The organism is Pseudomonas sp. F2, from assembly GCF_057174385.1.
The window spans coordinates 1-24,597 of sequence record NZ_CM169904.1 but is presented as its reverse complement, the minus strand read 5'-3'; the positions used below and the strand labels follow the sequence as shown (position 1 = coordinate 24,597).

The following is a 24,597-nucleotide window of genomic DNA, read 5'->3' as shown; positions in this document are numbered from 1 at the left end:
CCGGGTTTTTTATTGGCCATTTGTGGCGACTTATTCAGCCGCAGGCTCGGCCGGCTTGCGGCGCTTGAGCGGGGCCATGCCATCGCTGCTCACCAGCGAATCCGGCTTCGGCCGATTGGCGCTCTTGCGCTTGGTCGGGGTCTTGGCGGCGGTTTTCTTCTTGTCGCCCTTGGCGTCGGTCTTTTTCTTCTTCACGCCGACAGCTTTGCCCGAGGCCTTGACCTTTTTCGGCCCGCCGTAGGTGCCTTTGACTTCCTTGATGGTGCGGCGCTCGAAGCTCTGCTTCAGGTAGCGCTCGATGCTCGACATCAGGTTCCAGTCGCCATGGCAGATCAGCGAGATCGCCAGACCGTCGTTGCCGGCACGGCCGGTACGACCGATGCGGTGCACGTATTCGTCGCCGCTGCGTGGCATGTCGAAGTTGATCACCAGATCCAGGCCATCCACGTCCAGACCACGGGCCGCGACGTCGGTGGCAACCAGAATCTTCACGCCACCTTGCTTCAGACGATCGATCGCCAGTTTGCGATCCTTCTGGTCTTTCTCGCCGTGCAGCACGAACGCCTTGTATTCCTGAGCCACGAGGCGGCCGTAAATACGGTCGGCCATGGCGCGGGTGTTGGTGAAGACGATGGCCTTCTGGTAAGTCTCATTGGCCAGTAGCCAGTTGACGATCTGCTCTTTGTGCTGGTTGTGGTCGGCAGTGATGATCTGCTGACGGGTCGTCGAGTTCAGCTGGCTGACCGCGTTGAGCTGCAGGTGCTCAGGGTTGTTCAGCACCTTGGCGATCATCTCGCGCAGGCCGGAACCACCGGTGGTAGCGGAGAACAGCATGGTCTGCTGACGGTTCGGGCATTCGTCGACCAGACGCTGCACATCTTCGGCAAAACCCATGTCGAGCATGCGGTCGGCTTCGTCGAGCACCAGCACTTCGACTTCTTTCAAATCCAGGTTGCCGGCGTTGAGTTGCTCGATCATCCGGCCCGGCGTACCGATCAGGATGTCCGGCACCTTGCGCAGCATCGCCGCCTGCACCTTGAAGTCTTCGCCGCCGGTGATCAGGCCGGACTTGATGAAAGTGAACTGCGAGAAGCGTTCAACTTCTTTCAGAGTCTGCTGGGCCAGCTCGCGGGTCGGCAGCAGGATCAGGGTCTTGATGCTGACGCGAATCTTCGCCGGGCCGATCAGGCGGTTGAGGATCGGCAGGACAAAAGCGGCGGTCTTGCCACTACCGGTTTGCGCCGTCACCCGCAGGTCACGCCCCTGGAGCGCCAGCGGAATGGCCGCTGCTTGCACAGGCGTTGGCTCGACAAATTTCAGCTCGGCCACGGCTTTGAGCAGGCGTTCGTGCAGGGCGAATTGGGAAAACACGGGTGCTACCTCGAAGATATGCAAAAAAACAGCTGCATAGGTTACCGGTTTCGAGCGCTCAGGCCGAGTTTCTTTATACAAACGGGCGTAATCAGTGGCTTTTTTGTTGCTCGATTTGTCTCCAACGGTAATACACAGCGTCTTAAATGCTCTAATCGCCCATCGCGCCTTACAGAAGAATCGTTGCTCACATGGATTTCAAACAGCTCTGGCTCAACGCCCAAGACCTCTGGGGTGCCCTCGAAAAGCACCCGTTCCTGCAATCCGGCCTGGCGCTGATGCTGCTATTGGTGATCGCGCTGATCCTCGGACGAGTGGCGCGCTATCTGATCCTGCATGCCAGCCGCATGCTCGGGCGCCAGCCGGCGCTACACTGGATCAACGACTTTCGCCACAACAAGGTGTTTCAGCGTCTGGCGCAGATGACGCCATCGCTGGTAATCCAGTTCGGTCTGCACCTGGTGCCGGAACTGAGCAAAACCGCGATGACCTTCCTCGGCAACGTGGCGCTGTCCTTCACCATCCTGTTCCTGCTGCTGTCGGTCAGCGCCCTGCTCAATGCGTTGCTGGACATCTACGCGCGCACTGAACACGCGCGCACCCGCTCGATCAAGGGCTATGTGCAACTGGCGAAAATGGTCTTGTACGTGTTTGGCGCGATCATCATCGTCGCCACCCTGATCGACCGTTCGCCATTGTTGCTGCTGTCCGGTCTGGGTGCGATGTCGGCGGTGATTCTGTTGGTCTACAAGGACACCCTGCTGTCGTTCGTCGCCAGCGTGCAGCTGACCAGCAACGACATGCTGCGGGTCGGCGACTGGATCGAGATGCCGCAAGTCGGCGCCGATGGCGACGTGGTCGATATCACCCTGCACACGGTCAAGGTGCAGAATTTCGACAAGACCATCGTCTCGATCCCGACCTGGCGCCTGATGTCCGAATCGTTCCGCAACTGGCGCGGCATGCAACAGTCCGGTGGACGACGGATCAAGCGCAGCCTGTTCATCGACGCCAGCGGCGTGCGCTTCATCCGCGACGATGAAGAAGAAAAGCTCTCTCAGGTGCACCTGCTGACCGCCTACATGGGCCGCAAGAAAGCCGAACTCAAAGCGTGGAACGAGGCGCAGGGTAATGTAGCGGCGATGGCGGCCAACCGTCGGCGCATGACCAACATCGGCACCTTCCGCGCTTATGCGCTGGCCTACCTGAAAAGCCATCCCGAGATCCAGCCGAACATGACCTGCATGGTGCGCCAGATGCAGACCACGGCGCAGGGCATTCCGCTGGAAATCTATTGCTTCACGACTACCACGGTGTGGGCCGATTACGAGCGGATTCAGGGGGATATTTTCGATTATCTGCTGGCGGTGCTGCCGGAGTTTGGCTTGAGTCTGTATCAGCAGCCGAGTGGCGGGGATTTGCGTTCGGGGTTGTTGCCGGCGGTGCTGGGTTCGGCGCACATTGCGGAACCACAAAAACACCTCATGTAACCCACAATTCATGTAGGAGCTGCCGCAGGCTGCGATCTTTTGATTTTAAAGATTAAAAGATCGCAGCCTTCGGTAGCTCCTACACCGGGTCATACGGTGCGGCGGATACCCAACCGGCTGATCCATACGGCCGCCAGAATGACACTCCCGCCAAGCAAAAGCCTTCCCAGTTCCTCATGCTGATTCCAGATCAGCAGATTCAGCAGCAGCCCCACCGGCACATGCAGGTTGTTCATCACCGCCAGCGTGCCACCGTTGACCATGCACGCGCCCTTGTTCCACCAGTACATGCCCAGTGCGGTGGAGACCAGGCCGAGAAACAGCAACACGCCCCACTGCAGCGGCGCTTCGGGCAGGAAGTTGGCTTTGCCGAACAGCAGGAATGCCGGCAGCACCACCGCCAGCGCGCCGAGGTAGAAGAAGCCGAAACGCCGGTAATGCGGCAGGTCACTCGGGTGTTTCGCCACCAGATGCTTGTACAGCACCTGGCCGGCGGCGTAGGTGAAGTTGGCCAGTTGCAGCAACAGGAAACCCATGAAGAAATCCGGGTTGATCCGATCAAAACGAATCACTGCCGCACCGCCCACCGCTACCAATGCAGCGACCAGCGCCCATGGATTGAAGCGTCGGTTCAACGCATCTTCGATCAACGTCACATGCAACGGTGTGAGGATGGTGAACAGCAGCACCTCCGGCACCGTCAGCACGCGGAAGCTCAGGTACAGGCAGACATAGGTGATGCCGAACTGCAACGCGCCGATCAGCAGCATGCCGCGCATGAACGCCGGTTCCACCGAACGCCAGCGGGTCAACGGAATGAACACCAGCCCGGCCAGCACCACGCGCACCAGCACCGCGAAGTAGCTGTCGACATGCCCGGCGAGGTACTCGCCGATCAGACTGAAGGAAAACGCCTGGATCAGCGTGACAAAAAGTAGATAGCCCATGGTCGCCTCTGTTTCGAATGGCGGCGACGATAGCCGGTTTTACATTCCGCAACCAACACAAAATCCCCTGTAGGAGCTGCCGCAGGCTGCGATCTTTTGATTGTAAAAAACAACATCAAAAGATCGCAGCCTGCGGCAGCTCCTACAGGGAGAGCAGTGAATCAGAGAAATCCCAGACAAAAAAAAGCCCGATCTCGCTAAAGCGTTCAATCGGGCTACAGCACTCAGGAGCAACAAGTGCAAAGGGAGGTTCGATGCGCGTAGAGCCTTGAAGGGGTTGCGCCAGGTCACTTAAACAAGCGGCGATTATCTGGCGATTAACCCATCAAGCGACTTGGGACAGTTTGGCGTTGGCCTGATTCAAGCCCTTCTCCTGGAAGTCGCCGCCCAGATTCATGCCTTCGGCGTGAATGAAGGTCACGTCGTGGATGCCGATGAAGCCCATGACTTGGCGCAGGTACGGTTCCTGATGGTCGGCCGGGCCGCCGGCGTAGATCCCGCCGCGAGCGGTAAGTACGTAGGCACGTTTGCCGCTGAGCAGGCCTTGCGGGCCGGTTTCGGTGTACTTGAAGGTCACACCGGCACGCAGCACGTGGTCGAGCCAGGCTTTCAGAGTGCTCGGGATCGCGAAGTTGTACATCGGCGCTGCCATCACCAATACGTCGGCGGCCAGCAACTCTTCGGTCAATTCGTTGGAGCGGTCCAGCGACGATTGTTCGTCGGCGTTGCGCTGTTCGGCAGACTTCATCCAGCCACCCAGCAGGTTGGCGTCCAGGTGGGGTACCGGGTTCACGGCGAGGTCACGCACGGTGATCTGATCGTTGGGGTGCGCGGACTTCCACTGGCTGATGAAGGTCTGGGTCAGTTGACGGGAAACCGAGTCTTGCTGGCGGGCGCTGCTTTCGATGATCAGAACGCGGGACATGGTGTGTAGTCTCCATCCGAGAATGTTGTAGGTCGATGGAGTGAAGGTTAAACAGGGTTGTATCGATGAAAAAGCGCAAATAATTGCTGCAAAGCATCGAATAATTCGTTTAGATGCACTTAGCCCCTGTGGGAGCGAGCTTGCTCGCGAAAGCGGTGTGTCATTCAACAATGATGTCGACTGAAACGGCCAATTCGCGAGCAAGCTCGCTCCCACAAGGGATTGACGGTGTTATTTCGGGCTGCAACTCAGTTCAATGCGCAGCCTGATGATCTCGCGAGAGAACTTGGCCGTGGCGTTCGTATGCTTGCGGGCCGGGACTTCGATGTTGCGCGTACGTGGCGCTTCCGGGCCATTGTTGAAAACGGCTTTGCAGACGGCATCGACATCACCGAAGTTGACCACTTTTATGGAGCCGATGTCCTTGTCGGTGTCATAGGTTTCGTAGTCGATCTTCAAGCCATTGAGATTTTTCTGCACATCGATCGGGTAAGCAAACGCTGTCAGCGGCAGCAGCGCCAACAACACACAACAGAATTTTTTCATTCGCCAGTCTCCATGAGGGATGGCCAGCTTAGGACAAGAGGAGCTATTGATGAAAGCGCCCCGCGTGACCCTTGATCAATGGCGAACATTGCAGGCCGTGGTCGATCACGGCGGCTTCGCCCAAGCCGCCGAGGCACTGCACCGTTCGCAATCGTCGGTGAGTTACACCGTCGCCCGCATGCAGGATCAGCTCGGCGTGCCCTTGCTGCGCATTGACGGGCGTAAGGCGGTACTCACCGAAGCCGGTGGCGTATTGTTGCGCCGCTCGCGGCAACTGGTGAAACAGGCCAGCCAACTGGAAGACCTCGCCCACCACATGGAGCAAGGTTGGGAGGCCGAGGTGCGGCTGGTGGTCGATGCGGCCTACCCGAGCGCACGCATCGTCCGGGCGCTGACCGCGTTCATGCCGCAAAGTCGTGGCTGCCGCGTGCGGCTGCGCGAGGAGGTGTTGTCGGGGGTCGAAGAAGTGCTGCTGGAAGGCGTGGCCGATCTGGCGATCACCGGTCTGAGCATTCCCGGCTATCTCGGTGCGGAATTGAGCGATGTCGAGTTTGTTGCCGTCGCCCACCCGGACCACGCCTTGCATCGGCTCAATCGCGAACTGAGCTTCCAGGATCTGGAAACCCAGATGCAGGTGGTGATTCGCGACTCCGGGCGCCAGCAGCCACGCGACGTCGGCTGGCTGGGTGCCGAACAGCGCTGGACGGTCGGCAGCCTTGCCACTGCCGCAACGTTCGTCAGCAGCGGCCTGGGTTTCGCCTGGTTGCCCCGACACATGATCGAACGCGAATTGAAGGAAGGCACGCTCAAGCTGCTACCGTTGGTTCAGGGCGGCAGCCGCAACCCGAGTTTCTATCTCTACTCGAACAAGGACAAACCGCTGGGCCCGGCGACACAAATCCTCATCGAACTGCTGCGCACCTTCGACACCTTGCCGCTGGACGCACCGTTCGCCGCCCCCGAACAAGCCTGACACGGAGTTCACCGATGGCGTATTTCGAGCACGAAGGTTGCAACCTGCACTACGAGGAATATGGCCACGGTACGCCGTTGCTGCTGGTTCACGGGCTCGGCTCGAGCACCCTGGACTGGGAAATGCAGATTCCGGCACTGTCGGCGCATTACCGGGTGATCGTCCCGGACATACGCGGTCACGGTCGCTCGGACAAACCCCGCGAGCGCTACAGCATCGCCGGTTTCAGCGCTGACCTGCTGGCGTTGATCGAGCACCTGAACCTCGGTCCGGTGCATTACGTCGGGCTGTCGATGGGCGGGATGATCGGTTTCCAGTTCGGTGTCGATCACCCTCACCTGCTCAAAAGCCTGACCATCGTCAACAGCGCCCCCGAAGTCAAACTCCGCAGCCGCGACGATTACTGGCAGTGGTTCAAACGCTGGAGCCTGATGCGTGTGCTGAGCCTGGCAACCATCGGCAAGTCGCTGGGCGGCAAACTTTTTCCAAAACCGGAACAGGCTGATTTGCGGCAGAAAATGGCCGAGCGCTGGGCAAAAAACGACAAACGTGCTTATCTCGCCAGCTTCGATGCGATTGTTGGCTGGGGCGTTCAGGAACGACTTTCCCGGGTGACCTGTCCAACCCTCATCGTCACTGCCGACCGTGACTACACACCGGTGGCGCTGAAAGAAACCTATGTAAAACTGCTGCCCGATGCGCGGCTGGTGATCATCGCCGATTCGTGCCACGCCACCCCGCTCGATCAACCCGAACGTTTCAATCAAACGCTGCTGGAGTTTCTCGCCGCAGCCGACATTCAATCTCAGGATCACTGACCCATGCTGAAAAAACTCGCCCTCGCCGCCGGCACTGTGCTGTTCGCTGCCAACCTGATGGCTGCCACGCCGGCAAAAGCGCCGCACGTGCTGCTGGACACCACCAACGGCCAGATCGAAATCGAACTGGACCCGGTCAAGGCGCCGATCAGTACCAAAAACTTTCTGGATTACGTCAACAGCGGCTTTTACACCAACACCATTTTCCACCGCGTGATCCCGGGCTTCATGGCCCAGGGCGGCGGTTTCACGCCACAGATGCAGCAGAAAGAAACCAAGGCGCCGATCAAGAACGAAGCCAGCAACGGTCTGCATAACGTTCGCGGCACGCTGTCGATGGCACGCACCTCCAACCCTGATTCGGCCACCAGCCAGTTCTTCATCAACGTGGCCGACAACGCCTTCCTCGATCCGGGCCGTGACGCCGGTTACGCGGTATTCGCCAAAGTGGTCAAAGGCATGGACGTGGTCGACATCATCGTCAACTCGCCAACCACCACCAAACAGGGCATGCAGAACGTGCCTTCCGACCCTGTGATCATCAAGTCGGCCAAAGTCATCGACTAAGCTGTACAGGGCGTTTCGAGCGGCGCAGGCCTGACGCCACGCCGCTCACACCGATAAAAGGAGAGCCCGGCCTCCGGGCGGTTATCTGATGCTCTATCGCCGTTTCGAACAACTGATCGACATATTCCGCGATGCTCCGACGGCGGCTCCGCCCAATCGCGTGCTGCCCTTCTATACCTATTACCTGAAACAGGTCTGGCCGAGCTTTGCCGCTCTGTTGGTGGTCGGCCTGTTTGCTGCGTTGATCGAAGTGGCGCTGTTCAGTTACCTGAGCCGCATCATCGACCTGGCCCAAGGCACGCCCAACCCGAATTTCTTCAGCGACCACGCCCTCGAACTGACGTGGATGGTGGTGGTTGCGCTGGTACTGCGACCGATCTTTTTCGGCCTGCACGACCTGCTGGTGCACCAGACCCTGAGCCCGGGGATGACCAGCATGATCCGCTGGCAGAATCACAGCTATGTGCTCAAACAGAGCCTGAATTTCTTCCAGAACGACTTCGCCGGGCGCATCGCCCAACGCATCATGCAGACCGGCAACTCGCTGCGTGACTCCGCCGTGCAAGCGGTCGACGCGCTGTGGCATGTGGTGATCTACGCGATCAGTTCGCTGGTGCTGTTCGCCGAAGCCGACTGGCGCCTGATGATTCCGCTGCTGACCTGGATCGCCGCCTACATCGGCGCCCTGTATTACTTCGTGCCACGGGTCAAGGATCGCTCGGTGGAGGCCTCCGATGCGCGCTCGAAACTGATGGGGCGGATCGTCGACGGCTACACCAACATCGCCACGCTGAAGCTGTTTGCCCACACCAACTTTGAACAGCATTACGCCAGGGAAGCCATCGAGGAACAGACGGTCAAGGCGCAGATGGCCGGCCGCGTGGTGACCAGCATGGACGTGGCAATCACCGCCATGAACGGTCTGCTGATCGTCGGCACCACCGCGCTGGCGCTGTGGCTGTGGACGCAGTCGTTGATCACGGTCGGCGCTATCGCGCTGGCTACGGGTCTGGTGATTCGCATCGTCAACATGTCCGGCTGGATCATGTGGGTGGTCACCGGCATCTTCGAAAACATCGGCATGGTGCAGGACGGTCTGCAGACCATCTCACAACCGGTCAGCGTGACTGATCGCGAACAGGCCAAACCACTGGCGGTGGCCCGTGGCGAAGTGCGTTTCGAGCATGTGGATTTTCACTACGGAAAGAAGAAAGGCATCATCGGCGACCTCAACCTGACCATCAAACCCGGCGAGAAAATCGGTTTGATCGGGCCGTCCGGCGCCGGCAAATCGACGTTGGTCAACCTGCTGCTGCGCCTGTACGACGTCGAGGGTGGACGGATCCTGATCGATGGGCAGAACATCGCCGAAGTCGGCCAGGAAAGCCTGCGCGCACGGATCGGCATGATCACGCAGGACACCTCCCTGCTGCACCGCTCGATCCGCGACAACTTGCTGTACGGCAAGCCTGACGCCACCGACGCCGAACTCTGGGATGCGGTGCACAAGGCTCGCGCCGACGAGTTCATTCCGTTGCTGTCGGACGCCGAGGGCCGCACCGGTTTCGATGCGCACGTCGGCGAGCGCGGGGTGAAGCTGTCCGGCGGCCAGCGCCAGCGCATCGCGATTGCCCGGGTGCTGCTCAAGGACGCGCCGATCCTGATCATGGACGAAGCAACCTCGGCACTGGATTCGGAAGTCGAAGCAGCAATCCAGGAAAGCCTCGAAACCCTGATGCAAGGCAAAACCGTGATCGCCATCGCTCACCGCCTCTCGACCATCGCTCGCATGGATCGGCTGGTGGTGCTGGAAAACGGCAAGATCGCCGAGAGCGGCACCCACGCCGAATTGCTCGCCCATCGCGGGTTGTATGCGCGGTTGTGGGCGCACCAGACCGGAGGATTTGTCGGCATCGATTGATCACAAAAAATCTGACTTTGTGAACTTTTTTGGCGAGGGAGCTTGCTCCCGCTCGACTGCGCAGCAGGCGCAAAGCCCGCCAACTGTGCGAGTCTGACACTACCGGTGCAGATAGTTTTGGGACAGCTTCGCTGTCCAGCGGGAGCAAGCTCCCTCGCCACGCAATGTTTGTCCGCCAAAAAACCGCCCCAGCCCGCCAACCATGGGCTCTGGCGGTTTTTTCATGTCTGCTGGCAATCCATCCAAAGCCTGCTGTACTCAGCCAAGGTTCCAGCACGGAACCTGTCGTAAATCTGCAAGGAAGCACAACTCGATACAGTCTCGATAGCACGCCTATCAAGGACTCTCTCATGTCTCTGTTCAAACGTTCAGTTACTGAGTTGTTGGGTACGTTCTGGCTGGTTCTGGGTGGATGCGGCAGCGCAGTGCTCGCTGCGTCTTCGCCCTTGGGCATTGGAGTGCTGGGGGTGGCCCTGGCGTTTGGTCTGACGGTGCTGACCATGGCGTTCGCCATTGGCCACATCAGCGGATGTCATCTCAACCCGGCCGTCTCGGTCGGTCTGTTCGTTGGCGGCCGGTTTCCGGCCAAAGAGTTGCCCGCCTATATCATCGCGCAGGTGCTCGGCGCGATTCTCGCCGCGGCGCTGATTGCGCACATTGCCAGCGGCAAGGAGGGTTTCGATATTGCCGCAGGTCTGGCCTCCAACGGGTATGGCGAACACTCACCGGGCAAATACTCGATGGCCGCAGGCTTTGTCACCGAGTTGGTGATGACCGCCATGTTCGTGATCATCATCCTCGGCGCTACCGACAAACGCGCTCCGGCGGGCCTTGCACCGATCGCCATCGGCCTGGGTCTGACGTTGATTCACCTGATCTCGATCCCGGTCACCAACACCTCGGTCAACCCGGCGCGCAGCACCGGGCCGGCGCTGATGGTCGGCGGCTGGGCGATCGCACAGTTGTGGATGTTCTGGGTCGCGCCGCTGCTGGGCGCGGTGGTGGGCGGCGGAATCTATCGCTGGCTGGGTAAAGAAGAAACCTGAAGGATGCCTGAGCTCCCTTTGTAGGAGCTGCCGAAGGCTGCGATCTTTTGACTTTTAAAGAGCAAAAGATCGCAGCCTCCGGCAGCTCCTACAGGGATCTAGGTTTGACGGTAGGGCAAGGCAGTTTTTGCTTCTTCGGCATAGGCGAGGATGCCGGCACGTTCCTGTTTCAGAAAATCCTTCACCGCCGCTTTCAACCCGGGATGGCGCAAGTAGTGCCACGAATGCGTGATCACCGGTTCAAAGCCGCGAATCAGTTTATGTTCACCCTGGGCACCCGCATCAAAGCGCTGGTAGCCGTGGGCGATCGCGTAATCCATGCCCTGATAGAAACACGTCTCGAAATGCAGCCGGTCAAACTCGGCCAGACATCCCCAATAGCGTCCATAGAAGCTGTCGCCCCCGACCAGACTGAAGGCCATCGCCACCGGCCGTGAACCCTGTCTGGCGAAGACCACCCGAATCGCCTCCGGCATCCGCGCAGCCAATAGACTGAAGAACTCGCGCGTCAGGTACGGCGCCTGTCGGCGCACGGCATAGGTGTTGGCATAGCAGGCGTAGACAAAATCCCATTGCGACTCGTCCAGCTCACGCCCTTCCAGCCATTCGAACTCGAAGCCCTGCCCCGCCACTTGCTCGCGTTCCTTGCGCATCTGCTTGCGCTTGCGCGAGCTGAGCACGTCGAGAAAGTCCTGAAAGTCCCGGTAACCGCGATTCTGCCAGTGGTACTGACAGCCGATGCGTTGCAACCAGCCCGGCTGCTCGGCCATGGCGGCATCGGTGAACGGGTCGGTGAAATTGATGTGGGCGCTGGAAAGTTCTTCGATCTCCAGATAGCCCGGCAGGCTCTTGAGCAGTTCGAAGCCGTCCTCGACATTCGCCGCCAGCAAGCGCGGGCCACTGACCGGACTGAACGGCACCGCTGTCAGCAGCTTGGGGTAGTAATCGATCCCGGCGCGAGCGCAGGCATCAGCCCAACCGTGATCAAAGACGTACTCACCGTAGGAATGCCATTTGCGATAACCGGGCAGCGCGGCGATCAACCGATCGCCTTCAACATGCAGCAGATGCTCGGGTTGCCAGCCGGTGTGCGGGCCGACGCTGCCACTGTCTTCCAGTGCGCCGAGGAACGCATGGCGCAGAAACGGCTGGTTCTCGGGCACCAGCGCATCCCAGGTCGCGGGGGCGATTTCTGACAGGTTTTGCAGACGTTGCAACGGCATCAACTGGCTCTCCACATCTTGGCGTCAAAGCCTCGCGAGTATCGCTGATCAGCTTCCATTGCACACGCTCATTCGGGCGACAGTGCTCTGGCTCGATAGTTCACGAGGACTTTGCATCGTCATCGACATGACATCACTTAGCCACTGCTCTGTCATAAACCATCGCGATACTCGCTCCTGTTTTTAGAGCGCCGGGGTCTACCCGGACACTGTTTTCCGACGTGCGCGTCGGTGTGCCCAGGATGGTTCAGCCATCCCTCTCATCTTCGGAGATTGCTATGCGTCTTGCTTCCACGAAAACTGCGGCGGCCCTGTGCGGTGGCCTGTTGCTGGCCATGAGCGTTCCGGCCAGTGCTGCAGTCGACGCCAAACTGCTCGACATGCTCAAGGCTAACGGTTCCATTTCCCAGGCGCAGTACATTGAACTGCAAACTGAACTGGCCAAGGATCAGAAGGCTCAGCAAATCGCGCAGCAGGCGCAGCAAGAGACCAACGAGCAAATCGCGGCAACCGCGAAGAAAACCAATGAGCTGAGCTCCTTCGACCAAAAGCTTGCCTGGGCCGCCAAGACCCAGTTCAAGGGTGATGTGCGTATCCGTCAGGAGACCGTCAAGATCGACGGTGAATCCAACAACGGTGGTCGCGACAAGGATCGCCAGCGTATCCGTGCCCGCCTCGGCGCCTACACCGAGATCAACCCGCAAGTCGACACCGGTATCCGTATTGCCACCGGCGGCGGTGACGATGCCCGTTCGACCAACCAGGACATGGACAACTACTTCGACAAGAAGCAGATCTGGCTCGACCTGGGTTACATCGACTACCACCCCGACGCCATCAAGAACCTGCACGTGATCGGCGGCAAGATGCTGCAACCCTGGGTCAGCATGGGCGATGTGATCTGGGACAGCGACATCAACCCGGAAGGTCTGGCCGTGACCTACAAATACCCGCTGGGCAGCAGCGCCGAACTGTTCGGCAGCCTGGGTAACTACACTCTCAAGGACAACGTCGACGGCGAAGGCGTGCAATTTCGCCACGATCTGCGCCTGACCGCTGGTCAGTTGGGCAGCCGCTTCGCGATCACCGACAACCTGAAACTGACCCTGGGCGGCAGCGTCTACGCTTACCAGAACGACGAGGACAGCCGTTGCACCGGGACGTCCACACCGTGCGCACTGTCGGTCAACGGCAACTCGGCCAACAACGAATTCCGTCTGTACGAGGGCTTCAGCCAGATCGATATCGGTGGTTTGCCAATGCCGCTGTCGTTCTACGGCCAGTACGTGAAGAACAACGATGCCGTGACCGATGCCGACACTGCGTGGCTGGTCGGCGCCAAGTCGAAAGTCTTCGGACTGAACCTGGACTACAACTATCGTGACGTACAGCGTGACGCCGTGGTCGGCGCATTCACCGACTCCGACTTCGCCAACGGCACCACCGGTTCCCGTGGCCACAAGTTCAAGGTCGGTTACGACATCGACAAGAACTTCGCCATCGGCGCCACCTACTTCCTGACCAAGGCCGACTTCTCCAGCCGTACCCAGCGTGACGCAGACACCAACACCCTGCAGCTGGACGCGGAAGCGAAGTTCTAAAAAGCGTCACCTGTAGCCTGACGCGGGCGGGACGATCCCCATCATCCGTTCGTTTCATCCGCGTCGGGCTATTTTTTGCAGGATGCAAAAAACATGTAGGAGCTGCCGAAGGCTGCGATCTTTTGATCCTTGAAAACAAGATCAAAAGATCGCAGCCTCCGGCAGCTCCTACAGGGGGCTCTATTTTTCTTTGCGGCGTTGCTCGGCCAGGCGTTCGGCCAAAGCGTCAATACCCGCCTCGGTTTTCTCCGGCATCGCCTTCAATGTGGCCTGCATCAAACGCATCTGGCGAATGAAACGCCGACAGTTGGGGCAGAACATCAGGTGGTGGCGCACCAACAGTCTCTCGCGAAAGCTCAACTGGCCATCGAGATAATCGCTGGAGCGCGCTACTTGTTCCTTGCAGGTCAGCATTCGCCGGTCTCCTCAAAATGCTCCACCGTGGCGAAGACTTTCAGCCGCGCACGATGCAGCAGCACACGGACATTGGAGAGCGAGATCTCCAGAAGATTACAGATCTCTTCCAGCTCCAGGCCCTGACGCTCGCGCAGCAGCAAAACACTGCTTTGCAGTTCCGACAGGCTGAGCAAGGTGTGCTCCAGGCAGTCGCGCAATTCGCTTTCAGTCAGCAAGGCTTCCGGCGTGTCCTGATGCCAGGCGAACGGCGCCACCAGCCAATGACCGTCACCGGAAGAAAAGCGATCATCGTCGATGGTGCCGTGGGGTGACGGCAGGTCATCCATCAAGACTTCGCGACGATTTTGTTTGTAACGACTCTTGGCCGAGTTGGCAGTGATGGTCAGCAGCCAGGTCTTGAGACTGGAACGGCCCTCGAAGCTACCGATGTGGCGCACCACCGAAAGCCAGGCGTCCTGCACCACTTCCTCGACATGGCGCTGGCCGACAATCGCGTAAGCCACAGCACGCATGGCGCTCTGGTAGGTGCTGACCAGTTCCTTGAAAGCTTTTTGCTCACCGGCCAACAGGCGTTCGAGCAGTTGGGTGTCGTCCGTTGCGGCCATGCGCGCCTCGTTTGCAATACCGATTAACGTTAACCACTCAAACCTGTGGCGAGCGAGCTTGCTCGCGCTCGGCTGCGCAGCAGTCGCAAAACCGGCGATTGCGGTTCTTCAACAAGATCGCAATCGCCGGTTTTGGGAGCGCTACGCACTCCAGCGGGAGCAAGCTCCCTCGCCACAAGGGCGGGTAACTCAGCGCTTGCGCAGAATCACGCTGCCGATCGAGTAACCGGCGCCGAACGAGCTCAGCACGGCCAGCGAACCGGCGGCCAGATCGTCCTGATATTTATGGAAGGCAATCACCGAGCCCGCCGAACTGGTGTTGGCGTAGGTGTCGAGAATCACCGGGGCTTCTTCTTCAGTGGCTTCACGGCCCAGCAGCTTGCGCACGATCAGGTGGTTCATGCTCAGGTTGGCCTGGTGCAGCCAGAAGCGCTTGACGTCGCCGACGTTGAGTTTGTTCTCTTCCAGATGCTCACCGATCAGCTCGGCGACCATCGGGCAGACGTCCTTGAACACCTTGCGGCCTTCCTGCACGAACAGTTTGTCGCGGGCCCCGATGCCCTCCTCCGCCGCACGGTTGAGGAAGCCGAAGTTGTTGCGAATGTTGTTGGAGAACTTGGTCAGCAGTTTGGTGCTGACCACATCGAACTGGTACTTGGAGGTCGCCAGGTCGGCGCGCTCAATGATGACTGCCGTCGCCGCGTCGCCGAAGATGAAGTGGCTGTCGCGGTCGCGGAAGTTCAGGTGACCGGTGCAGACTTCAGGGTTGACCATCAGGATCGCCCGGGCCTGACCCAGTTGCACGCTGTTGGCCGCCGCCTGAATGCCGAAGGTCGCCGAGGAGCAGGCGACGTTCATGTCGAAACCGAAGCCCTGAATGCCCAGTGCTTCCTGGACTTCGATGGCGATGGCCGGGTAGGCGCGCTGCAGGTTGGAGCAGGCGACGATCACGCCGTCGATGTCGGCAGCGGTCTTGCCGGCACGTTGCAGCGCCTGTTCGGCGGCGCCGATGGCCATCTGGCAGAGGACCGACCATTCGTCGTTGGAACGCTCCGGCAGACGCGGGGCCATGCGTTGCGGATCGAGAATACCGTCCTTGTCCATGACAAAGCGGCTCTTGATGCCGGAGGCCTTTTCGATGAACGCGGCGCTGGATTCGGTCAGCGCCTGGACTTCACCACGGGCGATGGCATCGGCGTTGTCGGCGTTGAATTGCGCGACATAGGTATTGAAAGACTGCACCAGCTCTTCGTTGGAAATGCTGTTGGCCGGGGTGTACAGGCCGGTGCCGCTGATGACGACGTTATGCATGGTCGTTTCTCTAATCTGTTCAGGCAGAAAGCGCTGGCACCGACGTACCAACACACAAAGGGTCTGTTCCTGTCCGCAGGACGCTGACCTGGCATCGCTTTATTCCGCCACGTGACCCGGCCGAAGGCTCTGGGTCACGAAACCGGCGTTTATGGTCGCGAAGTTTGCCATAAACCTTGGCTTTTGGCGCCTTTCTCATGCCAAACCCAATCACTGTAGGAGCTGCCGAAGGCTGCGATCTTTTGATCTTGTTCCTGTAAAAAGCAAAATCAAGAGATCGCAGCCTGCGGCAGCTCCTACAGGGGCGATGCAGGGTTGGGGATCAAGCCTCGACCTGACTCCATTGCTTGCTCAGCCGCTTGTCCGAGATCGGCACTTTCGTTCCCAACTGCTGGGCGAACAGCGACACCCGGTATTCCTCCAGCCACCAGCGGTACAACTCCAGCTGCGGATCGCGTTTGCCTTCCTGGGCATGTTTCGCCGCGCGGACCTGGTATTGCGCCCAGAGGCCGGCCAGTTCACCGCTCCAGACGCGATCCTTCTGTACTTGCGCACCGAGTTTCTCGAAACGCTGCTCGACCGCCTTCAGATAGCGCGGCAACTCCTTGAGCCATTGCATCGGTGTTTCCCGGACGAAACCCGGATACACCAGATGGCTGATTTGCTGCTTGATGTCATTCAGCGCCACCGCCTGCGCCAGATCGATCTTGCCCTTGAAGCGTTTTTGCAGGCCGTGCCACAGCTTGAGAATCTCCAGGGTCAGCCGCGCCACGCGCTCGGCGTGTTCGGTCCAGCTGCCGCGTTTGCGTTCGGCCAATGCCGCCAGCCCGGCACCGTCACGCGGCAACGGGTCTTCGCCTTCCAGAATGCAGCTGTCGAGACTGGCGAGCAGAATGTCTTCCACCAGCGCGTCCACTCGGCCCAACTCACGATACAGCAGGCCCAGCTCAGTGATGCCCGGGAGTTTGCTGCGCAGGAACTTCGCCGGTTCCGTCAGTTGCTGCATCAGCAGCCGCTGCAAGGCGCGGCGATGCTGGAATTCGGCTTCGGCCGGGGTCGAAAACCGCCCTTCCTTGACCGTGCCGCCCTCTTCCACCAGTGCCGGATAGACCGTCATCGACAGGCCGGCAATCTTCTGCTGAGTCTTTTCCGCCACCGGAGCGAAGACCTTGGCCTCCACCGGTTGCTGACTTTTCGCACTTTGCGGCACGGCCAAAGCCGCTTGACTGGCTTCGGCGAAGCGCGCGGTGAGCTCGGCCAGATCGCGTCCCTCACCGAGAAACTTGCCTTGGCCGTCGACGATTTCCAGGTTCATCCGCAGATGGCTTTCGACCTGCTGCGCGGCTTCCGCCCATGCTTCATCGCTGACGCGCGCACCGGTCATGCGCAGCAACTCGCGACCCAGCGATTGCGGCAACGAGCCCTCAGCGAAGGTCATGCGCTGCAACGCCGCCTTGATGAAATCCGGCACCGGCACGAAGTTTTTGCGCAGGGCTTTCGGCAGATTGCGCACCAGCGCAATGCACTTGGCCTCGATCAGCCCCGGCACCAGCCATTCCAGACGCTCCGGCGGCAGCATCGGCAGCAGCGGTGCCGGCACACGCAGGGTCACGCCGTCGCGCGGGTGATTGGGTTCGAAGTGGTAGCTGAGCGCCAGCTCCAGATCGCCGATGTGCAACGTGTCCGGGTAGTCGCGCGCGGTGACTTCGCTGGCCTCGCGGGCCAGCACGTCCTCTTCGCGCATGATCAACAGCTGCGGGTTCTTCTGGCTGTTGACCCGATACCAACTGTCGAAGGTCGCGGTCTGGTGAATCTCCGCCGGCAACCGCGCATCGTAGAACGCATACAGGGTTTCTTCGTCAGCGAGGATGTCGCGGCGCCGGGCCTTGGCTTCCAGTTCGTCGAGCTGTTCGAGCAATTGTTTGTTGGCGCTCAGGCACTTGGCTTTCGACTGAATCTCGCCGCGCACCAGACCCTCGCGGATAAACAGCTCACGCGACACCACCGGATCCACCGGGCCGTAATGCACCGGGCGGCGACCGACCACGATCAGCCCGAACAGGGTAATCTGCTCGTAGGCCACGACCTGGCCGCGCTTCTTCTCCCAGTGCGGTTCGAAGTGGTTTTTCTTGATCAGGTGCCCGGCCAGCGGTTCGATCCAGTCGGCGTCGATCTTGGCGACCATGCGCGCGTAAAGCTTGGTGGTTTCCACCAGTTCGGCGGTCATCAGCCACTGCGGGCGTTTCTTGCCGATGCCCGACGACGGATGAATCCAGAAGCGCCGCTGACGGGCGCCGAGGTAATCGCCGTCTTCGGTTTTCTGACCGATCTGGCTGAGCAATCCGACCAGCACCGCTTTGTGCAGTTTCGGGTAATCCGCCGGTTCCTTGTTGAGGCTCAACTGCATGTCGCGGCAGATCAGACTCAGCTGGCGATGGGAATCACGCCACTCGCGCAGACGCAGGTAATTGAGGAAATTCTTCCGGCACCAGTTACGCAGTGGGCTGGCGGTCAGCGCTTGGCGCTGTTCTTCAAAACCACGCCACAGATTGACCAGACCGGCGAAGTCCGAATCGCTGTCCTTCCACTGCGCGTGGGCCTGATCCGCCGCTTGTTGACGCTCCGGCGGACGCTCGCGCGGGTCTTGAATCGACATCGCACTGGCGACGATCAGCACTTCCTGCAAGCTGCCGAGCCTGGCCGCTTCGAGCAGCATGCGGCCCATGCGCGGGTCCACCGGCAGGCGCGCCAACTGGCGCCCGAGCGGGGTCAGCTGACTGTTGCGATCCACCGCCGAGAGTTCTTGCAGCAGGTTGAAACCGTCACTGATCGCCTTGCCGTCCGGCGGCTCGATGAACGGGAACGCGGTGATCTCACCAAGGCGCAGGTGCAGCATCTGCAAGATCACGGCGGCGAGGTTGGTGCGCAGAATTTCCGGGTCAGTGAATTCCGGGCGACCGAGGAAATCTTCCTCGCTGTACAGCCGCACGCAAATCCCCGGTTCGACCCGGCCGCAACGACCTTTACGCTGATTGGCACTGGCCTGGGAAATCGCTTCGATCGGCAGGCGTTGGACCTTGGCGCGATAGCTGTAGCGACTGATGCGCGCGGTGCCGCTGTCGATCACGTACCGGATGCCCGGCACGGTCAACGAGGTCTCGGCGACGTTGGTCGCCAGCACCACGCGGCGTCCCGGATGCGACTGGAAAATCCGCTGCTGTTCAGCCGGCGACAGGCGCGCGTACAGCGGCAGGATTTCGGTGTGTTTGAGCTGAGCCTTGCGCAGCATGTCGGCGGCGTCGCGAATCTCGCGCTCGCCGGGCAGGAACACCAGCACATCGCCGGGACTGCGGCGTTCACTACGCTCGTAGGCGGCGATCTCGTCGAGGGTGGCGAGGATCGCCTGATCGACGGTCAGGTCGTCTTCGACGCGGTTGCCCTCTTCGTCCTGCTCAAGCGTCAGCGGGCGATACCAGGTTTCAACCGGGAAGGTGCGGCCGGACACTTCGACAATCGGCGCGTCATCGAAATGCTTGGAGAAGCGCTCCAGATCGATGGTCGCCGAGGTGATGATGACTTTCAGGTCCGGACGACGCGGCAGCAGGGTTTTCAGGTAACCGAGCAGGAAGTCGATGTTCAGGCTGCGTTCGTGAGCTTCGTCGACGATGATCGTGTCGTAGCGTTCCAGATAACGGTCATTCTGGGTTTCCGCCAGCAGGATGCCGTCGGTCATCAGTTTGATCAGGGTGTTGGCATCGCTCTGATCTTCGAAACGCACCTGATAACCGACCAGCGCGCCCAGTGGCGTACCGAGTTCTTCGGCGACCCGACTGGCCACACTGCGCGCCGCGATTCGGCGCGGCTGGGTGTGGCCGATCAAGCCATGCTGACCGCGACCGATTTCCAGGCAGATTTTCGGCAACTGCGTGGTTTTACCCGAACCGGTTTCGCCGGCGATGATCAGGACCTGATGCTTCTCCAGCGCAGCCTTGATCTCATCGCGCTTGGCGGCAATCGGCAGGCTGTCGTCGTAACGAATCACCGGCAGGCTGGCGCGGCGCGCCAGCACTTGATCACAGGACGCCTGCAGGCGCGTCACCCACTGGGCCAGCTTGGCCTCGTCGGGTTTCTTGCGCAGCTCGAGCAACTGCCGCCGCAGCCGATGACGGTCGGCGAGCATGGCGTGATCAAGGTTTTTCAGCAGTTTGTCGATGGAGGGCGATTCGTCGGTCATCGGGTACGCAATTCGGTCGTCTATATGTGCAGGGGGCGGATTGTCGCAGATTTGCGTCACTGAACACGACTGCGAGGTGCTTTTGTGGCGAGGGGATTTATCCCCGATCGGCTGCGCAGCAGTCGCCGACTGGATATGAAAGTCGGACTGAAGCGTCTGAGTTGAAGGTTTTTGGGGGTGCTACGCACCCCATCGGGGATAAATCCCCTCGCCACAATGTGTTTACCCGGGAGTTATTCGTTATCCAGTCCTTTGCGGCGGTAAGGGAATACGTCGATGACTTTGCCGGCGCGAATCGCCTCCTGCAGCCCCTTCCAGTAATCGGCGTTGTACAACTCGCCGTGCAGTTGATCGAACAGTTTGCGCTGCCCGGCATCGGCGAACAGGAACGGCGGAAACTCCTCGGGAAACACGTCCAGCGGCCCGATCGAGTACCAGGGCTCGGAAGCCATTTCGTCCTCGGGGGTGCGTGGCGCGGGGATGTGGCGGAAGTTGGCTTCGGTCAGGAAGCAGATTTCGTCATAGTCGTAGAACACCACCCGCCCGTGCCGGGTAACGCCGAAGTTCTTCAGCAGCATGTCACCGGGAAAGATATTGGCCGCCGCCAGTTGCTTGATCGCCAGGCCGTAATCCTCCAGTGCCTCGCGCACCTGCGCTTCGTTGGCGTTGTCCAGATAGAGGTTGAGCGGGGTCATGCGGCGCTCGGTCCAGCAGTGGCGGATCAACACCGTGTCGCCTTCGACCGAGACCGTCGACGGCGCGACGTCAAGCAGCTCTTCCAGGCACGCCGGATCAAACTTGCTCAGTGGAAAACGGAAGTCGGCGAATTCCTGGGTATCGGCCATGCGCCCGACGCGGTCGACACTTTTCACCAATCGGTATTTTTCAATCACCGTCGCCCGGTCGACGTTTTTCGACGGCGAGAAACGGTCCTTGATGATCTTGAACACGGTGTTGAAGCCCGGCAGGGTGAACACGCTCATGACCATGCCGCGCACGCCCGGCGCCATGATGAATTGATCGTCGGTGTTGGCCAGGTGATTGATCAGCGCGCGGTAGAACTCGGACTTGCCGTGTTTGTAGAAGCCGATCGAGGTGTACAGCTCAGCGATGTGCTTGCCCGGCAGAATGCGCCGCAGGAAACCGATGAACTCCGCCGGCACCGGCACATCGACCATGAAATACGAACGGGTGAAAGAGAAGATGATCGACACATCGGCTTCGTCGGTGATCAGCGCGTCGATTTGAATCCCGCGGCCTTCGCGGTGCAGCAGCGGAATCACCAGCGGCCACTGCTCGTTGGGGGTGTAGATGCGCCCGACCAGATACGCGCCTTTGTTGCGGTACAGCACCGAGGAAAACAGCTCGACGCTCAGCTCCGGATCCTTGCACACCCAGTCCGGCAAATTCTCGCGCAGTTGCGCTTCGAGGCGCTGCAGATCGCCGGGCAGATCGGCGTAATCCTCGCTGAAACGGTAGTCGGCAAAGATGCTCGCAAGCATCGACGACAGCTGACCTTGCGGCTTGTAGGTGCGGGTTTGCGCAGCCCGGGCGCGGCGCAGGCTCGGGCGCGTGGTATGGATGAACATGCAGCCGTCGCTGATCAGGTCGTGGCTGAACAGCCCGCAGAAGATCGAGTTGTACCAGGTCTCGGACAGCTCATCGTCGAAGCGCAGGTCGATCACGCTGATGTAGGCACTTTTCACCAACGGCCAGCTGCCGACATTCATCAACGTCTCGTCGTCGAAATGCTCGCGCAGGCGGGCGATGGTTTCGCCGACCTTTTCCTCGTAGAGATTGATCCGCGCCGCCGAGGCGGTCTGCGTTTCCTGCCAGCGCGCCTGCTCGAAGCGCTCGCGCGCGCCATCGGTAATCCGCCGGAAGTGCTCGCGGTAATCGTCAAAGCCATCGAGGATCATGCGGGCGATGTCGGTGGCTGGCCATTGCTGCGGCATAGATGAGACCTCGGCGTGCAAGTGGAAATCTGTGCCTGAGCTTAGCCACGGAACCGGGTGCAGGTGAAGTGCAATTTCTGCCAAAACCGGAACGCCAGCGCACATCGCTGGCATTTTTCACCAGGCAACCCGCTGCAGCGAATTAAATGCCCGATTAGCGGTTGCCATCGCCGGGGCGCTCGGCAACACTCTCGTCCCGATCAAGGAAGGAGTGCCATCGTGAGCGCTGTCGATATTTTCCGCATGCTGTCGCTGGCAGCCATCTGGGGCGCGAGTTTCCTGTTCATGCGCATTATTGCGCCGGTGATCGGCACCATTCCGACCGCGTTCTTTCGGGTGTCGATAGCGGCCGTCGGGCTGCTGGTGATTCTCGGGTTGATGCGCATCAGCTGGGACTTCAAAGGCAAACTGAAAACGGTGATGTTGCTGGGGGTGATCAACTCGGGGATTCCGGCGACGCTGTATTCGGTGGCGGCGCAAGTGTTGCCGGCCGGTTACTCGGCAATCTTCAACGCCACCACGCCGTTGATGGGCGTGTTGATTGGCGGGCTGTTTTTCAGTGAAAAACTCACTGTCGCGAAACTGACCGGGGTGTTTCTCGGCTTGTTCGGTGTCGGTGTGCTGACGCGTGCAGGGCCGGTGGCTTTCGATCTGAAATTGCTCATGGGCGCCCTCGCCTGCCTGCTTGCCACCACCTGCTACGGTTTCGCCGGATTTCTCACGCGACGCTGGCTGGATCACAGCGGTGGGCTCGACAGTCGTCTCTCAGCCGTGGGCAGCATGCTCGGCGCTTCGCTGTTTCTGTTGCCGCTGTTCGGCTACAGCGTGATCACCGCACCACCGGCAAGCTGGGGCGGCTGGAGTGTATGGCTATCGCTGCTGGGCCTGGGTCTGGGTTGCACCGCGTTCGCCTACATCATCTATTTCCGCTTGCTCAGTTCCATCGGCCCGGTCAAATCGATGACCGTCACGTTCATGATCCCGGCGTTCGGCGTGTTGTGGGGTGCGTTACTGCTGGATGAGCCGCTGTCGATGGCTCACTTGTACGGCGGGGTGTTGATTGCGCTGGCGTTGTGGTTGGTGTTGAAGCCGGCGGTAGCAACCGCCCGCTGATTGGCGGCGTCGATAAGTCAGTCTTCGCGAGCAAGCCCACATTTGGAATGCATTCCCCTGTGGGAGCGAGCCTGCTCGCGAAGGCGGCCGAACAGCCGCGATCAGTTTACGGATCAGCCGGTTTTACGGAACACAAACGCCAGACCGACAATGATCAACAGCATCCCCAGCACACTCAGCGCCGCCAGACGATTGCCGAAAATCAGATAGTCCATCAGCGCCGTCACCGCTGGCACCAGATAGAACAGACTGGTGACGTTCACCAGATTGCCCCGAGCGATCAGGCGGTACAGCAAAAGCGTCGCCAGCACCGACACCACCAGTCCCATCCACAACACCGGCACGATGAAACCGGCGCTGTGCTCAAAGTGGAACGGTTGAAACGGCACAAATATCCCGCACAACAACAGTCCGGCCAGGTATTGCACTGGCAGCGTGCCGAGGGGATTGTCGGTGATGCGTTTCTGCATGATCGAACCCAGAGTCATGCTCGCCAGTGCAAGCAGGCCGAACAGCATCCCGGCCCAGGACATCCCCGCCAGACCGATCCCCTGGTAAACCACCATGATCAGCCCGGCCAGGCCCAGCGCCAGACCGAACATCCGGCTCGCCGAGCGCTGCCGCTCCATCAACACCACAGTGAGGATCGGCTGTACGCCCATGATGGTCGCCATCACCCCCGGCGTGACTTTGGTGTTGAGCGCCAACAGATAAAAAATCTGATACGCGCCCAACAACACCAGGCCCGTTGCAATCGCGAACAGCATCGGTTTGCCACCCTTGGGCAGCTTCAACTTGAGCAGCGGCGTCAACAGCAGCAGCCCGCACAGGGCGATCACAAAGCGAATCAGCAGAAAGGCAAAGGGCGAGGCATGGGCCAGGCCCCATTTGGAGAAGATCGCACCACTGCTCCACAGCAGAACGAACAGGCTCGTGGACATCGCCGCAAACGCGGATTGTTTCGAAAGGACAAACATGAATACCACCTGTAGTCAGGCAAATAGCCAACTCAGCCGAGGCTGAAATTCAGTAGGTGTTTCTGGGGGGCGCAGGGGTCAGCAAAGAATGCCGATCAGCCCGAAACGCCAACGCCCGGCGGTGATACGACGGCGCACACCGGCGTGCTACTGACAGGTGGAGGGTAATGACTGATCTGCCCAGACTGCTGATTCCCGCACGGCACGACGCCAGCGTTGACCGCTGAATCGACTACCGCGTTGATGAGGGATGCAGGCATTGGGACTGATCTTTTTTGAAGGATTTGAAATGTGAATCAGCTGATTCACGAGCGCCGACTATAACCAGCGCGGGACATGGATTGCAATGATTTGGCCAAAGGGCCAGCAGGGACAGTTGGCGGCGAGGTGAATAGGCTGATGAGCAAGGGATAGGCCCATTGATGGGGAGACAGGGAATGCTCGGAATCACATGCCAAGGGAACGGACATATTTGCGGTATCAGGTCTATCGGTCAGAGGCGCGGAAGCAGGCTGCTATCGTTACCCTTCAACTACAGCTTCAGTTGGAACGCCATG

The 24,597-nt window shown here is 60.0% G+C and carries 19 protein-coding genes; 8 read left to right on the top strand and 11 right to left on the bottom strand.

Annotated features, from left to right (window positions below; all coding sequences use genetic code 11):
* Window positions 1-30 precede the first annotated feature (30 nt).
* Complete coding sequence (locus tag AC193Q_RS00095; protein WP_041070247.1) at window positions 31-1,371, bottom strand: DEAD/DEAH box helicase; 1,341 nt, start codon at window positions 1,369-1,371, stop codon at window positions 31-33.
* A gap of 191 nt (window positions 1,372-1,562) precedes the next feature.
* Here AC193Q_RS00095 and AC193Q_RS00090 point away from each other — a divergent pair, with 191 nt between their 5' ends.
* Complete coding sequence (locus AC193Q_RS00090) at window positions 1,563-2,861, top strand: mechanosensitive ion channel family protein (RefSeq protein ID WP_095667225.1); 1,299 nt, start codon at window positions 1,563-1,565, stop codon at window positions 2,859-2,861.
* A gap of 89 nt (window positions 2,862-2,950) precedes the next feature.
* Here AC193Q_RS00090 and AC193Q_RS00085 read toward each other — a convergent pair whose 3' ends face one another.
* The 3 genes from AC193Q_RS00085 to AC193Q_RS00075 all read right to left on the bottom strand — a co-directional run bounded on the left by AC193Q_RS00085 (window position 2,951) and on the right by AC193Q_RS00075 (window position 5,279).
* On the bottom strand, window positions 2,951-3,808 hold the full coding sequence (locus AC193Q_RS00085; protein ID WP_121184240.1) for a carboxylate/amino acid/amine transporter: 858 nt from the start codon (window positions 3,806-3,808) through the stop codon (window positions 2,951-2,953).
* Window positions 3,809-4,133: 325 nt separating this feature from the next.
* Complete coding sequence (locus AC193Q_RS00080) at window positions 4,134-4,733, bottom strand: FMN-dependent NADH-azoreductase (RefSeq protein ID WP_047292378.1); 600 nt, start codon at window positions 4,731-4,733, stop codon at window positions 4,134-4,136.
* 231 nt (window positions 4,734-4,964) lie between these two features.
* Complete coding sequence (locus AC193Q_RS00075) at window positions 4,965-5,279, bottom strand: 3-phosphoglycerate kinase (RefSeq protein WP_108181980.1); 315 nt, start codon at window positions 5,277-5,279, stop codon at window positions 4,965-4,967.
* 49 nt (window positions 5,280-5,328) lie between these two features.
* Here AC193Q_RS00075 and AC193Q_RS00070 point away from each other — a divergent pair, with 49 nt between their 5' ends.
* The 5 genes from AC193Q_RS00070 to aqpZ all read left to right on the top strand — a co-directional run bounded on the left by AC193Q_RS00070 (window position 5,329) and on the right by aqpZ (window position 10,604).
* Complete coding sequence (locus AC193Q_RS00070; protein ID WP_041070257.1) at window positions 5,329-6,252, top strand: PA3225 family LysR-type transcriptional regulator; 924 nt, start codon at window positions 5,329-5,331, stop codon at window positions 6,250-6,252.
* 14 nt (window positions 6,253-6,266) lie between these two features.
* Window positions 6,267-7,070, top strand: coding sequence for an alpha/beta fold hydrolase (locus AC193Q_RS00065; protein ID WP_121184236.1), 804 nt, complete (start codon window positions 6,267-6,269; stop codon window positions 7,068-7,070).
* A 3-nt stretch (window positions 7,071-7,073) separates the two neighbouring features.
* Entirely contained in the window at window positions 7,074-7,637 is a 564-nt protein-coding gene (locus AC193Q_RS00060) for a peptidylprolyl isomerase (protein WP_121184234.1), read from the top strand.
* Between the two features lie 88 nt (window positions 7,638-7,725).
* Window positions 7,726-9,558: an ABC transporter ATP-binding protein gene (locus AC193Q_RS00055; RefSeq protein WP_047292369.1), complete on the top strand. Its 1,833-nt coding sequence runs from the start codon at window positions 7,726-7,728 to the stop codon at window positions 9,556-9,558.
* A gap of 350 nt (window positions 9,559-9,908) precedes the next feature.
* Window positions 9,909-10,604, top strand: coding sequence for an aquaporin Z (gene aqpZ, locus AC193Q_RS00050; RefSeq protein ID WP_047292367.1), 696 nt, complete (start codon window positions 9,909-9,911; stop codon window positions 10,602-10,604).
* A gap of 98 nt (window positions 10,605-10,702) precedes the next feature.
* On the opposite strand, the gene AC193Q_RS00045 is transcribed toward aqpZ, so the two are convergent.
* Window positions 10,703-11,827: a GNAT family N-acetyltransferase gene (locus AC193Q_RS00045; protein WP_121184232.1), complete on the bottom strand. Its 1,125-nt coding sequence runs from the start codon at window positions 11,825-11,827 to the stop codon at window positions 10,703-10,705.
* Window positions 11,828-12,105: 278 nt separating this feature from the next.
* On the opposite strand from AC193Q_RS00045, the gene AC193Q_RS00040 reads away from it, so the two are divergent.
* Window positions 12,106-13,428, top strand: coding sequence for a putative porin (locus AC193Q_RS00040; RefSeq protein ID WP_007966005.1), 1,323 nt, complete (start codon window positions 12,106-12,108; stop codon window positions 13,426-13,428).
* Between the two features lie 180 nt (window positions 13,429-13,608).
* Here the strand turns inward: AC193Q_RS00040 and AC193Q_RS00035 are convergent, their stop codons facing one another.
* From AC193Q_RS00035 to aceK, 5 genes are all read right to left on the bottom strand, one after another.
* Complete coding sequence (locus tag AC193Q_RS00035; RefSeq protein ID WP_047292363.1) at window positions 13,609-13,842, bottom strand: anti-sigma factor family protein; 234 nt, start codon at window positions 13,840-13,842, stop codon at window positions 13,609-13,611.
* A complete protein-coding gene (locus AC193Q_RS00030) occupies window positions 13,836-14,450 on the bottom strand; it encodes an RNA polymerase sigma factor (RefSeq protein WP_121184230.1) in 615 nt (204 codons plus the stop codon). The genes AC193Q_RS00035 and AC193Q_RS00030 overlap by 7 nt, the downstream gene beginning before the upstream one ends.
* A 189-nt stretch (window positions 14,451-14,639) precedes the next feature.
* Complete coding sequence (locus AC193Q_RS00025; protein ID WP_047292361.1) at window positions 14,640-15,761, bottom strand: beta-ketoacyl-ACP synthase III; 1,122 nt, start codon at window positions 15,759-15,761, stop codon at window positions 14,640-14,642.
* Window positions 15,762-16,083: 322 nt separating this feature from the next.
* Window positions 16,084-19,995 carry an ATP-dependent RNA helicase HrpA gene (gene hrpA, locus AC193Q_RS00020; protein WP_095667231.1) on the bottom strand — a complete coding sequence of 1,304 codons (3,912 nt, stop codon included), beginning with the start codon at window positions 19,993-19,995 and terminating at the stop codon, window positions 16,084-16,086.
* Window positions 19,996-20,228: 233 nt separating this feature from the next.
* Window positions 20,229-21,950, bottom strand: coding sequence for a bifunctional isocitrate dehydrogenase kinase/phosphatase (gene aceK / locus AC193Q_RS00015; protein WP_047292357.1), 1,722 nt, complete (start codon window positions 21,948-21,950; stop codon window positions 20,229-20,231).
* A gap of 219 nt (window positions 21,951-22,169) precedes the next feature.
* On the opposite strand from aceK, the gene AC193Q_RS00010 reads away from it, so the two are divergent.
* Window positions 22,170-23,063 (top strand): DMT family transporter, encoded by an 894-nt coding sequence (locus AC193Q_RS00010; protein ID WP_121184228.1) that lies wholly within the window; start codon window positions 22,170-22,172, stop codon window positions 23,061-23,063.
* A gap of 113 nt (window positions 23,064-23,176) precedes the next feature.
* On the opposite strand, the gene AC193Q_RS00005 is transcribed toward AC193Q_RS00010, so the two are convergent.
* Entirely contained in the window at window positions 23,177-24,040 is an 864-nt protein-coding gene (locus AC193Q_RS00005) for a DMT family transporter (RefSeq protein WP_047292353.1), read from the bottom strand.
* Window positions 24,041-24,597 lie beyond the last annotated feature (557 nt).